Origin of the sequence: Massilia sp. ZL223, assembly GCF_018119395.1 — a bacterium.
Classification (GTDB): domain Bacteria; phylum Pseudomonadota; class Gammaproteobacteria; order Burkholderiales; family Burkholderiaceae_D; genus Telluria.
The window spans coordinates 31,311-45,926 of record NZ_JAGPWD010000010.1; the positions used below are offsets into that span (position 1 = coordinate 31,311).

General features: G+C 66.0%; 12 protein-coding genes and 2 tRNA genes. 4 read left to right on the plus strand and 10 right to left on the minus strand.

All coding sequences use genetic code 11. The features are described from left to right. Nucleotides 1–26: 26 nt before the first annotated feature. Nucleotides 27–1,649, minus strand: a complete 1,623-nt coding sequence (locus tag KBW95_RS08850) for a response regulator (RefSeq protein ID WP_211528025.1) — start codon at nt 1,647–1,649, stop codon at nt 27–29. A gap of 266 nt (nt 1,650–1,915) precedes the next feature. On the opposite strand from KBW95_RS08850, the gene KBW95_RS08855 reads away from it, so the two are divergent. After that, complete coding sequence (locus KBW95_RS08855) at nt 1,916–2,368, plus strand: hypothetical protein (RefSeq protein WP_229429640.1); 453 nt, start codon at nt 1,916–1,918, stop codon at nt 2,366–2,368. A 141-nt stretch (nt 2,369–2,509) separates the two neighbouring features. On the opposite strand, the gene KBW95_RS08860 is transcribed toward KBW95_RS08855, so the two are convergent. The 4 genes from KBW95_RS08860 to KBW95_RS24550 all read right to left on the minus strand — a co-directional run bounded on the left by KBW95_RS08860 (nt 2,510) and on the right by KBW95_RS24550 (nt 8,759). Continuing rightward, nucleotides 2,510–3,511, minus strand: coding sequence for a diguanylate cyclase domain-containing protein (locus KBW95_RS08860; RefSeq protein ID WP_211528026.1), 1,002 nt, complete (start codon nt 3,509–3,511; stop codon nt 2,510–2,512). 130 nt (nt 3,512–3,641) lie between these two features. Beyond that, nucleotides 3,642–6,719 (minus strand): ATP-binding protein, encoded by a 3,078-nt coding sequence (locus KBW95_RS08865; RefSeq protein WP_373888777.1) that lies wholly within the window; start codon nt 6,717–6,719, stop codon nt 3,642–3,644. After that, complete coding sequence (locus tag KBW95_RS08870; RefSeq protein WP_211528027.1) at nt 6,716–7,831, minus strand: 5-methyltetrahydropteroyltriglutamate--homocysteine methyltransferase; 1,116 nt, start codon at nt 7,829–7,831, stop codon at nt 6,716–6,718. Before KBW95_RS08870 ends, KBW95_RS08865 begins: the two co-directional genes overlap by 4 nt. Nucleotides 7,832–7,922: 91 nt before the next feature. After that, nucleotides 7,923–8,759, minus strand: coding sequence for a response regulator (locus tag KBW95_RS24550; protein WP_229429641.1), 837 nt, complete (start codon nt 8,757–8,759; stop codon nt 7,923–7,925). Nucleotides 8,760–9,349: 590 nt separating this feature from the next. Between KBW95_RS24550 and KBW95_RS08880 the strand changes: the two genes are divergently transcribed. Continuing rightward, entirely contained in the window at nt 9,350–9,976 is a 627-nt protein-coding gene (locus KBW95_RS08880) for a YfiR family protein (protein WP_211528028.1), read from the plus strand. Next, nucleotides 9,976–11,868, plus strand: coding sequence for an ATP-binding protein (locus tag KBW95_RS08885; RefSeq protein ID WP_211524007.1), 1,893 nt, complete (start codon nt 9,976–9,978; stop codon nt 11,866–11,868). The genes KBW95_RS08880 and KBW95_RS08885 overlap by 1 nt, the downstream gene beginning before the upstream one ends. Before the next feature lie 114 nt (nt 11,869–11,982). Here KBW95_RS08885 and KBW95_RS08890 read toward each other — a convergent pair whose 3' ends face one another. Next, nucleotides 11,983–12,528 carry an FxDxF family PEP-CTERM protein gene (locus KBW95_RS08890; RefSeq protein WP_211524008.1) on the minus strand — a complete coding sequence of 182 codons (546 nt, stop codon included), beginning with the start codon at nt 12,526–12,528 and terminating at the stop codon, nt 11,983–11,985. A 78-nt stretch (nt 12,529–12,606) separates the two neighbouring features. Between KBW95_RS08890 and KBW95_RS08895 the strand changes: the two genes are divergently transcribed. Continuing rightward, nucleotides 12,607–12,969: a hypothetical protein gene (locus tag KBW95_RS08895; protein ID WP_211524009.1), complete on the plus strand. Its 363-nt coding sequence runs from the start codon at nt 12,607–12,609 to the stop codon at nt 12,967–12,969. Between the two features lie 17 nt (nt 12,970–12,986). Here the strand turns inward: KBW95_RS08895 and KBW95_RS08900 are convergent. The 4 genes from KBW95_RS08900 to KBW95_RS08915 all read right to left on the minus strand — a co-directional run bounded on the left by KBW95_RS08900 (nt 12,987) and on the right by KBW95_RS08915 (nt 14,392). Further along, nucleotides 12,987–13,063 (minus strand) — tRNA-Arg (locus tag KBW95_RS08900). A gap of 176 nt (nt 13,064–13,239) precedes the next feature. Further along, nucleotides 13,240–13,316 (minus strand) — tRNA-Arg (locus KBW95_RS08905). A 123-nt stretch (nt 13,317–13,439) separates the two neighbouring features. Then, on the minus strand, nt 13,440–13,823 hold the full coding sequence (locus KBW95_RS08910; RefSeq protein WP_211528029.1) for a hypothetical protein: 384 nt from the start codon (nt 13,821–13,823) through the stop codon (nt 13,440–13,442). Then, entirely contained in the window at nt 13,820–14,392 is a 573-nt protein-coding gene (locus tag KBW95_RS08915) for a penicillin-insensitive murein endopeptidase (RefSeq protein ID WP_211528030.1), read from the minus strand. Before KBW95_RS08915 ends, KBW95_RS08910 begins: the two co-directional genes overlap by 4 nt. Between the last annotated feature and the right edge of the window lie 224 nt (nt 14,393–14,616).

A 14,616-nucleotide genomic window follows, 5' to 3' on the forward strand; every position in this document is an offset into this window, starting at 1 on the left:
CGCAAGCCGCGGCACGGGCCGCCGCGTCAGGCCGCGGCCGACTGCTCGCTAGGCAGGTTCAGGGCCTCGAGCAGGCGGTCGATGTTGACCGGCTTGACCAGGTGCAGGTCGAAGCCCGCCTCGAACACGCGGCGCTGGTCTTCGGCCAGGCCGTAGCCCGTCAGCGCGATCAGCTTGATCGACTGGGTGGCCGGGTCGGCGCGCAGGCGGCGCGCCACTTCGTAGCCGTCGATGCCGGGCAGGCCGATGTCGACCAGGGCCGCCTCCGGCCGGTGCGCCGTGGCGGCGGCCACGCCCGCCAGGCCGTCGCCGGCCTGGAACACCGGATAGCCGTGGGCGGCCAGCATGGTCGCCATCATCTCGCGGCCATCTTCATTGTCTTCGATCAGCAGCACCGAGGGCTTGCCCGCGCCGTCGTTGCGGGCGTCCTCCTGCGGCGCGCCCTGCAGCACCGGCTCGGTGCGCGGCAGGCGGATCACGAAGGTACTGCCGTTGCCGGCGCCGGAGCTGTCCGCGCTGACGCTGCCGCCGTGCAGTTCGATCAGGCGCCGCACCAGCGACAGGCCGATGCCCAGGCCGCCCTGCGAGCGGTCGATCGAGATCGCGCCCTGCACGAAGACGTCGAACACGTGCGGCAGCAGCTCGGACGGGATGCCGACGCCCGAATCGCGCACGCTCAGGACCACGTCCTCGCCCTCGCGGCCCAGGCCGATGTCGATGCTGCCGCCGCTGGGCGTGTATTTAAGGGCGTTGTCGAGCAGGTTGGAGACGATCTGTTCCAGGCGGGTCGGGTCGCCGTCGACCCAGCCTGGGCTGAGATCGACCGCGATGCGGTAGCCCGCCGTGCGTCCGGTGGCGCGGAAGGTCTCGAGGCAGGACGCCACCAGGTTGGCCAGGTCGGTCGGCTGGCGCGACAGCAGGATCTTGCCCGACATGGCGCGAGACAGGTCGAGCAGGTCGTCGACGATGCGCGACAGGTGCTGGCTCTGGCGCTGGATGATCTGCTTGGCGCGGCCGACGGTCTCGCCGCTGGCGCCCGGCAGGCCGATCAGGGCGGAGGCGCTGCTGATCGCCGACAGCGGATTACGCAGCTCGTGGCCCAGCATGGCCAGGAATTCGTCCTTCGCATGGCTCTTGCGCTCGGCGTCGCGCCGCTCTTCCATCTCGCGCACGAGGCGGCGGTTGGTGGCGGTCAGTTCGGTGGTGCGCTGGGACAGTTTTTCGGCCTGGCGCTTGAGCTGTTCGTTCTTCATCGCCAGGGTCACGAAGACCGAGACCTTGGCGTGGAGGATCTGCGGAATCACCGGCGTGAACAGGAAGTCGGCGGCGCCGCGCTGGTAGGCCTTGAGGCGGTCGATCTCGTCCGCCAGGAAGGCGGTGACGAAGATGATCGGGATGTCGGCCGAGCGCGGACGCTGGTGGATCGCCTCGGCGGTCTCGAAACCGTCCATGCCCGGCATGTTCACGTCCAGCAGGATGACGGCGAAATCGTGCAAGAGGACCTGGCGCAGCGCTTCCTGTCCGGAACGTGCGGACAGCACCGTGTAATTGCTTTCTTCAGCCCATTGGTCGAGCAGACTCGTCAGCGCAAGGAGGCTGGCGGCGTCGTCATTGACGACCAGGATCTTGGGTTTGTCGGTGGTGGCCACGATGGTTCCTGATGCCTATGTCTCTAATGTAATGCTTGCTTCAGCGAAGCATAGCAGAGGGCCTTGTTTCGCTAAAGAAAAATTCGTGATGAAATGAGCCATGATATCACGCGGTATAAAGTGCAAAAAAGCAAAAGAATCAATCGTGCGCGGGGGTGCGTGTACGCTGCCGCACATACGCAGGCGAGGGGTGTATGCCATAGTCAAGGCGTGTCCTGTTCAACCGTATCGTTGAGGACAGGGGCGCCTACTAGAGAGGACAAGACATGAATATCGACACCATCGTCAATCAAGCATTCCACGGCCAGTCGTTCCGCGCGTTGGTGGATGCGCCGCTCACGGCCCTGAAGGGCATCAGCGACAAGGAAGCCTCGGCGCTCGAAGCGCTGGGTATCAAGACCATCGGCGACCTCGCCGGGTCGAAGCTCGTCAACTACGCCATCGCGATCAAGGCGCTGGCCGGCTGCGAGGGCCTGTCGAGCAAGGAAGAGGCCGAGGAAACCCTGCTCGACGACGCCGTCGAGATGACCTTCCCGGCCAGCGATCCGATCTCGGTCGATGCCGGCATCACCCGCATCGAGGTGGCGCCGGACAAGGTCGAGGCCAGCACCGACCACCAGGGCGCCAGCGCGATCGAAGCCCATAACCAGGAAGCCCTGGGCAACAGCGCGATCCGCACCGGCTACCTGCAGCGCGGCGAAGGCGAGGGGAATCGCTGACACGGCGGTTTTCTCCGTCATTCGAAGGGGGGCCACGAAGCAACACTTCGTGGCCTTTGTTGTATTTGCACTGCGGTTTGCGGGGAGGTCTGGCCGAGAGGAGACAGGTGTGGCCCGGCAGAGCGCCGGGCCTTTGTGGAATTAACGATGCGGCGCCATTTCGACCGCAGGGGCGGCCGGCACCGGCGGCTTGACCGCCGCCGCCTTTTCGCGGTTCGCGGCCGGCGAGCAGAAGCGGTTCTTGCCCGCGCGCTTGGCCTCGTACAGCGCGTAGTCGGCGATGCTGATCAGGGCGTCCACCGATTCGGCGTCGTCCGGATAGATGCTGATGCCGATCGAGGTCGACAGGCGCAGGGTGAGGTCGTTGATGAAGAAGGGCTCGGAGAGCGCCTCGACCAGCTTGGCGGCCGGTCCCTGGGCGTCGGCCAGGCTGTGGATGTCGCCCAGCACCACCATGAATTCGTCGCCGCCGAGGCGCGCGACGGTGTCTTCCTTGCGCGAGTTCGACAGCAGGCGCTGCGACACCATCTTGAGGATCTCGTCCCCGTAGGCGTGGCCGTAGGTGTCGTTGATCGCCTTGAAGCCGTCCAGGTCCAGGTACATGACGGCGGCCTTGGCGTGTCCGCGGTTGGCGTGCTGCAGGGCCGTTTCGATGCGGTCTTCCAGCAGGCGGCGGTTGGGCAGGCCGGTGAGGGCGTCGTGCAGGGCCAGTTCCTGCTGGGCGCGGCTGTACTGGGCCAGCTCTTTATAGAGCAGGCGCACTTCGAGCATGTTGTGGATGCGCTTGTGCACTTCGAGCAAGTCGAAAGGCTTGCTGATGAAGTCGCGTGCGCCCGCCTCCAGGGCGGCGATCTTGAAGCTCGGCTGGGCGGTCAGGGCCAGGACCGGCAGGTAGCCGCCCTGTTCGATCTCCTTCAGCCCCTTCATGACCTGGAAACCGTTCAGGCCCGGCATCTGCAGGTCCAGCAGGATCAGGTCGTAGTTGTGCTCGCGGTGCAGCGGGCAGACCTGTTCCGGCAGCATGGTCGAACTGACGTCGGTGTAGCCTTCCTCGCGCAATATCTCTTCCATCAGCTCGATATTGTCGGGCGAGTCGTCCACCACGAGGATTTTGGCGTTCAAAATGTCTTGTCTACTCGGCATGCTTTTCTCTTCCTGCGATACTGGAAAGCAATTCCTTTCTTACCGGAATCGGGCTTTACCCATCTCTGTATAGTCTAGCAAACCTCTCAAAATTTCTTGTAGGACAGCGCCGCGTGTCGCGGTAGGAAGGTCAGCGACCTTGTCCGCGCGCCGAGGCCGCCATCATCGGCGCCGTTGGATCTACCACGATTCCGATGGCGGAAATCAACTCGCTGGGCTCCACGGGCTTCGAAATATGGGCCGAAAATCCGGCTTCCAGCGCCTTCAAGCGGTCTTCCGAGCGGGCGAAAGCGGTCAGGGCGATGGCCGGGGTCAGGCCGCCGGCGTCGCGCGGCAGCTGGCGCACCCAGGTCAGCAGTTCCAGGCCGTCGACCTCCGGCATGCCCAGGTCGCTGATCAACAGGTCCGGCGGCTGCTCGCGCAGCATCGCGAAGGCCTCGCGCGCGCTCGGGGCGATGCGCACGCTGGCGTGGCAATCGCCCAGGATGCGGGCGATCAGCTCGCGTGCGTCGCGGTCATCGTCCACCACCAGCACCGACAGGCCGGTCAGGTCGCGCACCATGGCTTCCGCCGGTGCGGAATCCGGCAACTGCGCGGGCAGGGGCGCCGGCATCGCCATGTCCGCCTGCGCCGCATCCGGCGCTCGTCCCTGGCGCACCCCGGCGCGCGCCGCCTGGGCTACCGGGAGCTCCACCGTGAAGCTGGCGCCCATGCCTTCGCCGGCGCTCTCGGCGCGCACCGTGCCGCCGTGCTGCTCGACCAGGTGCTTGACGATCGCCAGGCCCAGGCCGAGTCCGCCGTGGCGGCGCGTCATCGAGGCGTCGGCCTGGCGGAAGCGCTCGAACACGTGGGTGATGAATTCCGGGCGGATGCCGGCGCCGTTGTCGCGCACCGTGATCGCCACCTGGTCGTCGCGCCGGCCCACTTCCACCGTGACGATGCCGTCGCGCGGCGTGAACTTGATCGCATTCGACAGCAGGTTCCAGATCACCTGCTGCAGGCGCCCCGGGTCGCCGGCCACCATGCCGGCATCGGGGGCGTAGCGCCGCTCCAGGTGGATGTGCTTGGCCTCGAGGGCGGGACGCACCGTCTCGATGGCGGCGTCGATGAAGGAGCCCGGGGCCAGCACCTGCATGTCGAGCAGCACCTGGCCCGAGGTGATGCGGCTCATGTCGAGCAGGTCTTCGATCAGCTGGGCCTGGGCGCGCGCGTTGCGCTCGATGGTCTGCAGGCCGCGCTGCAGGTCGGCCTGGTCGCGGCTGCCGCGCCGCAGCACCTGGGACCAGCCCAGGATCGCCGACAGCGGCGTGCGCAGCTCGTGCGACAGGGTGGCCAGGAATTCGTCCTTCATCTGGCTGGTGCGCTCCGCCTCCGCGCGCGCTTCGCGCTCGTTCTCGAGCAGTACCTTGCGTTCCTCGGCGGCGCGGCGGGTGGCGTCGTACAGGCGGGCGTTGTCGAGGGCGATCGCGGCCTGGGCCGCGATGCCGCGCACGATGCGCTCGCTGCGCTCGCCGAACACGCCTGGTTCCGGGTGGCCGAAGAACATGGTCCCCAGCAGCTCGCCGGAACGTGCCACTACCGGCACCGCCATGTAGCTGCGCACCGCCGGATGCCCGGGCGGCAGGCCGAAGTGCGGCGCGCTGCCGGCGTAGCGCGGGTCGCCGGCGATGTCGGCCACGCGCACCAGGTCCTGGCTGCGCAGGCCGGGGCCGAACAGGGCGGCCGCATGCGCTTCGCCCAGGGCCTGGAATTCGGCCGTGGTGGAACCGGCCAGGGTCGAGAGCGAGAACAGGGTGCCGTCTTCGTGATCGCTGCCGCCGTGGTAGAAGAAGGCGGCGAAGCGGGCCCCGCACACGCCGCTGGCGGCGTCGGTGGCGGCGCGCAGCAGCGCCCGCAGATCGCGCGTGGAGGCCAGGACGCTGCCGGTGCTGTTGAGCAGTTCGAGCACGTGCGATTCCTCGCGCAGCGCCTGCTCGGCGCGCTTGACCTGGTCGACGTCGGTATTGGTGCCGAACCAGCGCACCACGCGGCCTTCGCGGTCGCGCACCGCTTCCACGCGGCTCAGGAACCAGCGGTAGCTGCCGTCCGCGCCGCGCAGCGGGAACTCCATCTCGAAGGGCGCGCCGGTGCGCACCGATTCCTGCCAGTGCTCGAGCATCGCTTCCAGCACCGCCGGGTCGACCATCTTTTGCCAGCCCCAGCCGCGCGCTTCCTCGGGCGTGCTGCCGGTGTAGTCGAACCAGCGCTCGTTGAACCAGACGATGGCGCCGTCGGCGTCCGCCATCCAGGCCAGCTGGGGAATGGTGTTTGCCAGGGCGCGCAGCATTTCCTCGCTCTGGCGCAGGGTGTCCTCGGCCTGCTTGCGGGTGCTGATGTCCTGCACCACGCCGCTCATGCCGCGCATGCTCTCCTGGCCGCTGGCGCCGTAGTCGGGCCGGCCGACCAGGGTGATCCAGCGCTCCTCGCCGGCGGCGCCGCGCACCCGGCATTCGATGTCCAGGTCGGTGCGCGCCGCGAAGGCGTCCAGCACCGCGTGGCGCAGGCGTGCGCGGTCGTCGCGTTCGAGCCGGGTGCGCAGGGCCGGCCAGTCGAGCGCCTCCTCGGCCGGCAGGCCCAGGATCTCGGCCGCGCGCGCGCCGAAGCTGATGCGGTCCTGGGCCGCGTCCCAGCGCCAGTCGCCCAGGCGCCCGGCGGCCAGCGCCACCTGGAGGCGGGTGTTGTTCTCGACCAGGGCCTGCTGGTCCTGCTTGCGCTGGGTGATGTCCTGGAAGTAGAGCGTCAGGCCGTCCGGCGAGGGATAGATGCGCATGTCGAGCCAGCACTGCAGGCGCTTGTAATAGAACTCGCGGGTGATCGTCTGGCGCTCGTCCATGGCGCGGCGGCAGTCGGCGGCCACCGAGGTGCCGTGCAGGTCCTCGAACTCGTCCCACAGGTTGCGTCCCACCAAGCCGCCGCGGCTCTTGTTCAGCGGCGCCGCCATCTCCAGCGCGCGGCCGTTGATATAGGTGATGCGCCAGTCGCGGTCGACCGCGCAGAAGCCGTCGGTCAGGCTCTCGAGCATGTTCTCCATGCGCTCGTTGGCCTGGCGCAGGGCTTCCTTGGCCGCGATCAGTTCTTCCTCGGCGCGCTGGCGCGCGGCCAGCACGCTGCTGGCGTTGGCCAGGGCGACGGCGCGCATCGCGTCGAGTTCGTCGCGCTCGTCGCTCACGCTGCTCCTCCCGCGGCGGCGCTTTCCAGGCAGGCCGTTTCCAGGATGGCGGACGCCAAACGCGTGCCCTCGACCCGCGCCCGGATCTTGGCGAAGGCGGTGGCGCGGCTGATGCTGGCGTCGTCGAAGAAAGGCGCGAAGCCCGCGTCGTCGGTGGTGCCGAGGCGTTCCGGATCGATGTATTCGGCGGCGCGCAGGATGCGGTCGCGCACCAGTTCCGGGGTCTCGATGCGCGGATCGTGCGGGTCGGTGACGCCGACGAAGATGCGCTGGTCCGCGCGCGCATGCTCGCGCACGGCGCGCAGGATGCGTTCCGGTTCGCTGCTGCCGGCCAGGGCCAGGTAGAAGTTCCCGGCGCGCAGTTCGAGCACGGCCGGAATCAGCTCGGCGTAGCCAGCCATGGAGCCGCGCGCCATGTCGGATTGGCGCTCGCTCCATCCCGTGGCCGACATGTGCACGCCGATCAGGGCGCGTTCTTCCGGCGAAAAGCGGCCCAGCGCCAGGTTGTTCAGGTCGATGAAGCTGGCCAGCAGGGCGCCGCCGGGATCGAGCTGCATCGCCAGGTGGGCTTCGGCGAAATCGACCTGCACCTTGTGCGCGCCGGCCTCCAGGCAGCGCCGCAGTTCGGTCTCGTGTTCGCGCACCAGGTCGTCGAGGAATTGTTCGCGCGGGTAGCCGGGCAGGCCCTCGGCCGGGTACATCAGCGCCAGCGCCGAAGGCGAGATCACCGCCTGCTTGACCGGCTGGGTGGCGTGGCGGCGCGCCGCGCGCAGGTAGTCGTCGGCGTAGCGCTGGTAGCGGAAGGGACCGCGCACCAGGCGCGGCATGCGTTGTCCATGGCCGTTCGGGAGCGGGATGCGAAAGCCGTCCGGCGCCGTGTTCGGCGCGCCGTAGACGGGGTAGCTCCAGAAATTCTCGACCTTGGCCTGCTCGCCGTCGCTGATCACCGGCGAGCCGGTGGCTTCGAAGTCGGCGATCGTGGCGCGCACGGCCTCGTCGATCAGGCTCGCAAGCCGGGGCTGGCCGGCGGGATCGCGCAGGGCCGCGGCCAGCGCCGCAACCAGCGCGGGCGGACGGGGGATGCTGCCGATGGGCTCAGTAGGAATCATCATCGAATGCCTTGGGCGAAGCCGCGCCGCATGCGGCGGGGCAGGGTCCGTCGGACATTGTAGTCCAGCCGAGCGGGGCCGGCCCACACGCTTGTCACGCGCGCGCCGCCGGCATGCCCGCCACCTTGGCGAGCGCATCCTGCAACTGGTCCAGTTCGTACGGCTTCTGGAGCGACAGGTAAGGGAAATCCAGGTGGCGCAGCAGGGTGTCGCCGTAGCCGGAAGCGAAGATCACGCGCAGGCCGGGCTGGTCCTGGATGGCGCGGCGCGCCAGGTCGACGCCCGACATGCCGGGCAGGCTGACGTCCGTGAACAGCAGGTCGTAGCGCTGGCGCCCGAGCAGGGCCAGGGCGTCGTCGGGATGGCCGACGCCGTCCGCCTCGTGGCCGAAGGCCCTGAGCATCTCGCACACCAGGTACTGGGAATCGAGGTTGTCCTCCACCACCAGGATCTGCAGCGCGCCTCCCGCGGCGGGTTCTTCCACGGCGGCCGGGGTGGCCGGGGCCAGCAGCAGCAGCACGCCGCGCACCTCGCCGGATTCGTCGCGCACCGGCGTCAGGCGCATGTCGCAGCGCTCTTCGCGCTGGCCTTGCGGATGGCGGAAGGACAGGGCGAGGCCGTTCAGGACGACCGGTTCGCCGTTCCAGGCGCGGGTGAGGGCATCGCCGGCCGCGGCCAGGGGCGGCGGCATCACCGGCGGCACGTTGCCGCCCGGGACCCGGCCGTAGCCCGGACCGGCCAGGGCGCCGTAGGTCTCGTTGAACAGCAGGACCATTTCGCGTCCCCATACCAGCAGGCCGGGGAGGGGCGCGTTCAGGAGGAGATCGGCGGCGACGCGCAGGCCCAGCGGCCAGCGCGCGGTCTCGCCCAGGGCGCTTGCGGACCAGTCGTAGGACGCGGTGCTGCGAGCGGTCTTGTCGGTCTCGAACATGGGCGGTGTGTTGTAGGAACGAAAACTTTATGAATCCTACACCAAATGCCCGGGCGCCGGTGCATCGAAGCGTGCGCGCCTGGCCGGCCGCTGCCCGGGCGACGGGCAAAAAAAAGCCCGCTTCTGCGAAGCGGGCTGAATCTATTTCCTTGGAGGAGAATAGAGGAGACAGGAAGCATGATGCTGCATTGCGGTAAATCAGTCCAATTTATCTTTGCAATGACGGTCATCAATAATTCAAATAATGGCTGAGTGACATCGTTTGTTGTTTCCTGTGGCGGAGAAGCCATGCGCGATAGCAGTGCACGCTTGGTGCGCATGCAAAAATGTTCTACGATGGCAACTATGCCTACCAACACGCTGCCCAACTGCGCCGGAGTCGCGCCGCTGTTCCGCGCCCGGCCCATGTGCCCAGGGGCGCCGCTACGCTTGACCACCACGCATCGCTCCACACTGTCGCACGTCGCGCGAACGCCACAACTGCCCATGCCGGGCTATCATGCGGTCGAAACAGATGTCGTCGCCGAGGAAGTGGCCGGGATCCGGCCGGCCAGGGACGTCATGCCGCGTGTGACTGGTCAATGGACTTCATGATTTTTTCTACCTTCGACGACGCAGTGAAACAGCGCAGCCGCGCCCTGGCGGCGCCGGTGCGGCCGCACCGCCGCCTGGCGGCCATGCTGCTGGCGCTGCCCCTGCTGGCGCTGCTGCCCACGCCGCCCGCGAGCGCCGACACGCCTTCTTCAGGCGTGCTCGAACGGCGCGTGAAGGCCGCTTTCCTGTATAAATTCCTGGGCTACGCGGAGTTTCCGCCCCAGGCCTTCGCCGACGGCGCCGCGCCCCTGACCATCGGCGTGGTCGGATCGGACGAGATGGCGGCGGAACTGGCGCGCATCGCGGCGGGCCGCATGATCGGCGGACGCACGATCATGGTGCGCCAGTTCCGCGAGCAGGACACCCAGATCCCGGTGCACCTGCTGTTCATCGCCGGCTCCGACCCGGCGCGGGTGGGCCGGCTGATGCGTGCCGCACCCTCGGCCTTGCTGACCGTCACCGAGTGCACCAATCCCCAGCATTGCGGCAGCGTCATTAATTTCCGCATCGTCGACGAACGGGTGCGCTTCGACGTCTCGCTCGACGCCGCCGAAAAGAACAACGTCAAACTGAGTTCGCGCCTGCTGACGGTGGCGAACCGGGTACAGAAAGGAGCCCCGTGATGCCCATGCACGATACCGGCTCCGTCCGCAGCAAACTGATCCTGATGGCGGTGGCGACCACCGTGGTGGCGCTGCTGTCGGCGGGAGTCGCCATGCTGCTGCTCGACCTGCGCACCTTCCAGCGCTACTGGGTCGAGGACCTCACCACCCAGGCCGACATCGTCGCCAGCGTGACCGCGCCGGCGGTGTCCTTCAACGACGTCACCGGCGCCACCCAGAACCTGCGCCTGCTGCGCCTGCGCCCGCAGATCGTGGCCGCCGCCGTGTACACCGCCAACGGGGAGCGCTTCGCCACCTACGCCCAGCCGGGCGTGGAGGCGGTGTTCCCGGCCAAGCCCGAGGCGCCCGGCTACCGCATCGAGCAGGACGACCTGCACATCTTCCGCAACATCGTCGAGAACGGCGAGATCCTCGGCAGCGTCTACGTGCGTTCGCGCTACGGGCTGCTGGACCGCATGCTGAACTATGGCGCCATCCTGGGCGGCGTTCTGCTGGCCGCCCTGGTGATCGCGGCCCTGGTCGCCTCGCGCCTGCAGGCCTCGATCACGCGGCCGCTGGAGGCGGTGACCAATGTGGCGCGCCAGGTGATGCTGAGGCGCGACTTCAGCCTGCGCGTGCCGGGCAACAACAAGGGCGAGATCGGCGTGCTGGTGGAAGCCTTCAACGACATGCTGGCCGAGATCGGGCGCCGCTCGGAAGCGCTGCAGACCGCCAACCGCACCCTGGAACACGAGATGGAAGTGCGCCAGCGCGCCGAGCAGGCCCTGATCGTGGCCGACCGCCGCAAGGACGAATTCCTGGCCACCCTGGCGCACGAGCTGCGCAATCCGCTGGCGCCGATCCGCACCGGCCTGGACATCCTGCGCATCCGCAGCGGCGACGCGGCGGCCACCCAGCGCGCCACCGACATCATGGAACGCCAGCTGCGCCAGATGGTGCGCCTGGTGGACGACCTGCTGGACGTCTCGCGCATCAATACCGGCAAGTTCACCATCAAGATGGGCCGCGTCGAACTCAAGGCGGTGGTCAACGATGCGCTCGAAGTGGTGCGTTCCTACATCGAGCTGCACGGTCACGAGCTGGTGCTGGACCTACCGGACCGCCCGGTGTTCCTGCACGGCGACGCCACGCGCCTGGCGCAGATCCTGTCGAACCTGCTGAACAATGCCGCCAAGTACACCAACCGCGGCGGCAAGGTGGAGCTCAAGGGCTGGGTCGAGGACAAGACCCTGGTGCTGGAAGTGGCCGATACCGGCATCGGCCTGGCGCCGAACATGCTGGACTCGGTGTTCGAGATGTTCGTGCAGGTCGATTCGACCCTGGAGCGCAGCAATGCGGGCCTGGGCGTCGGCCTGTCGCTGGCGCGCAAGCTGGTCGAGCTGCACGGCGGCACCATCAGCGCGCACAGCGAAGGCCTGGGGCACGGCAGCCGCTTCGTGGTGCGCCTGCCGATCGTGGTCGATCCGGAGCCGCTGACCAAGCCGACCCCGGCGACCTTCATCAGCACCGAGAGCTACCGCATCCTGCTGGCGGACGACAACGTCGACTTCGTCAACAGCATCGGCGCGCTGCTGACGGCGATGGGGCACAGCGTGGTGATCACCCACAACGGCCCCGATGCGCTGGCGGCGGCGGCCCGTTTCTGCCCGGACTACGCCTTCCTGGACATCGGCCTGCCGCACATGTCGGGCTACGACCTGGCGCGCGGCATCCGCAAGCTGTCCTGCGGCGCGATGACGGTGCTGATCGCCGTTACCGGCTGGGGCCAGGAAAAGGACCGCCAGCTGGCCTTCGAGGCGGGCTTCGACCACCACATGGTCAAGCCGGTGCGCTTCGAGCAGATCGAAGAGATCCTGGGGAACCGCAGCATCATCAAGAAGCTGCGCACCTGATCCCGCCTGCCGGGCGTCCCGCGGCGGGGCGTCCGGCCATTCCCTCGCTACGTACGGACGAAAAAAAACGGAAGCGCATGTTGCGCTTCCGTCCCAACTCAAACCAGGCTGCTGTTACGCCTGTTTAGCCTTGCGGCGGCGTGCCAGGAAGCCCAGGACGCCGAGGCCGCCCAGCATCATGCCGTAGGTTTCCGGTTCCGGAACCGGAGCCAGCATCACGGCGCCGCCGAAGCTTGCGCCGGTGTCGCCCACCAGGTTACCGCTGACTTGCAGGTAGTAGTCGCCGGCAGCCAGGTTGTCGCTGGAGATGCTCCAGACATCCATTTCGCCACTCATCATCGAGGAACCGTTGGTGATCAGGGTGTCGCCTTCGCCATACAGAGCCAGGCCGGTGATGTCCAGGCCGGTGTCTGCGGTACGGCTGATCGACGAGATGATTGCATCCAGATTCAGGGCAGTGGTGCCGTCCACCGTGAAGGTGAAGCGGTCAGCGAAGGTGTTGCCTTCGTTGCCGGCGGCAAAGGTATCACCAAAGAAAGCGCTGTTGTCGATCAGGTTGAGTTCCTGAGGCGAATTGCCGACAACATCCTGTGCCATCACAGCCGACGAACCGAACGAAGCGGAAGCCAACACAATTGCAGCAATCAGAGATTTTTTCATTTCTTTCCTCGCATAGAATCAGCCGCGTCCTGCAGCTTGGGTTTCAAGAATCGGGGAACTCCATGCTATCAAAAGAGCATGGAAAAGCACGGACACACGCCGTTCAGTGCGCAACACGGGCGCTATATTCCAATCGTCAACAAATTTCCGCTCGGCTATGCGAGAGGGGCGCACTTCATAGGAGAAGCTGCGCCGATTACGTTGATGAGGAGCAAAAAACGGCCTAATTGCATGAATTATGTCAGGCCAGTCCTACAGGAAGAGGAGGGCGAGTCTGGTGCTGAGCAAACGGGAGTTGTCAGCATCTTATTGAGCGAACGCCAATGGATGACGAGTAAATCGGCGATATTGCTGAGCGGGCGCAAAGACGGGCTGCGCGGAAGAGCTGAAAGAATGAATATTCTGAGCTCGAAAAGAAAAATGGCTCAGAATCTCTTCTGAGCCATTTTAGGTATAACTGGCGCGGCTGGCAGGAATCGAACCCACGACCCCTTGGTTCGTAGCCAAGTACTCTATCCAGCTGAGCTACAGCCGCCCGAAGCACGCATTATAGCAGCATGTTCTGGTTTGGCAAAGCCCCGGCCCGGATTGGCGTCTCCTGGAGCACCGGAGCGTTGGCGTGTGTATCGCAATGCCGCGGTCGGCGAAGGGGAGGGGCAGGGCCGGAAATGAAAAAAGGGACCAGATTTTTCAATCTGGTCCCTCATATTCTGGCGCGGCTGGCAGGAATCGAACCCACGACCCCTTGGTTCGTAGCCAAGTACTCTATCCAGCTGAGCTACAGCCGCCCGATGCACGCATTATAACGGCGCGCGCGCGTCTTGCAAAGGCTCATCGTGGATTACCCGCCAAACTCGGTGTTGGCCGCATGCCGCAGGGATTGCCGACAGTTCGTCAGCGACATCGGACAATCAGCAGATCGATCCGTGTGTGCTCTTGCCGGTCGGGACGTCCAATCCAAAATAGCAACTGTATCCGTCCTGATCTTGGGTACATGTGAGATCACCCCTTCGCCGTTCACGATATCCTTCGGCATCGCTGCAAGAGACTTTCGTGTCAGGACCAATCTGGCCGAACAGCTGCTTCGCTAGTGGCCCGATGAACATGAATGCGACCTTCCTGTCTTTGCTCGTAGGTGGAATCCCTTCGGACAGCGTCCCGCCGTACACCTGAGAATCGCCTCTGAGCGGTTTGGGTCTGCCGTCCCAGGCTTCCGGTTTGGTCTTGGCCGGCTGCGCGTACGCATGGATGGCGAGGATTCCCACGACGGCGGTCATTATCAGGTGCGCGTTCACGATGCAAATCCTTTCAAGAGTTCGACATGGAAGTGATCGTTGTGACCCGGGCAGCTCCTTACCCGGCCGCCCAGAGCCATCTGCACTTCAGGGTCGTTGAAAAACACTAGTTTGACCCATGGATGCTCGACAAAAAGCTGAATCAAATTGATTGTGGCGGCGCGATCGTAGAGCGCTTTATCATGGAACGAACAGCGGGCTGCTTGGCCGGTCAGGTGGTCCTTGCGGACCGGACGGCAATCCATTTCGATGCCTTTGCGGTGGGTTGCATGCTTGTCGAACTTGGCACCGCCGGCAATGCTGATGTTCCCAATCCCGAATTTGCGGTCGCAGATCGCCTGCCATTCGCGCTCGACTTTGAAGATCACGCTGAGCAGATTAGGGTGGGCAAACTGCGCCTGGGCGCCTGTTCCGGGAACATAGTGCAGGGTTCCATATACGTAATACCCTGCTTGTTCGGCGCCTGGGGCAGCATGAAGTAGCCGCGCGATTCCCTCGGTTGAATAGGCACTCCGGCAGTGCTCATGGCGTTCTCCTTGCGATATGTGAGTCCGCCATTCTTGCTTCACTTGTGCAGTCGATGTTTGGGGGGAAGCAATCGTTGTCTAAAGCGACATGCCGACCTTGGTCAAGCGCAACTTTTTGAAGTTCGCTACGGGTTTCATGACGAAACCGGAGCAGAGGACTGCGCCCAGAGCGTGCTCGACTTCTCGCTGGATAGCGATCTCTTGGAGGGCGACGCAAATCGGGGTGGGGATGAAAAAAGGGACCAGATCTCTCAATCTGGTCCCTC

Coding starts and splice junctions, on each gene's coding strand:
- KBW95_RS08855 (WP_229429640.1), top strand. CDS start 1,916: ATGAATATCGACACCATCGTCAATCAAGCATTCCACGGCCAGTCGTTC.
- KBW95_RS08860 (WP_211528026.1), bottom strand. CDS start 3,511: ATGCCGAGTAGACAAGACATTTTGAACGCCAAAATCCTCGTGGTGGAC.
- KBW95_RS08870 (WP_211528027.1), bottom strand. CDS start 7,831: ATGATGATTCCTACTGAGCCCATCGGCAGCATCCCCCGTCCGCCCGCG.
- KBW95_RS24550 (WP_229429641.1), bottom strand. CDS start 8,759: ATGTTCGAGACCGACAAGACCGCTCGCAGCACCGCGTCCTACGACTGG.
- KBW95_RS08880 (WP_211528028.1), top strand. CDS start 9,350: ATGATTTTTTCTACCTTCGACGACGCAGTGAAACAGCGCAGCCGCGCC.
- KBW95_RS08885 (WP_211524007.1), top strand. CDS start 9,976: ATGCCCATGCACGATACCGGCTCCGTCCGCAGCAAACTGATCCTGATG.
- KBW95_RS08890 (WP_211524008.1), bottom strand. CDS start 12,528: ATGAAAAAATCTCTGATTGCTGCAATTGTGTTGGCTTCCGCTTCGTTC.
- KBW95_RS08895 (WP_211524009.1), top strand. CDS start 12,607: ATGGAAAAGCACGGACACACGCCGTTCAGTGCGCAACACGGGCGCTAT.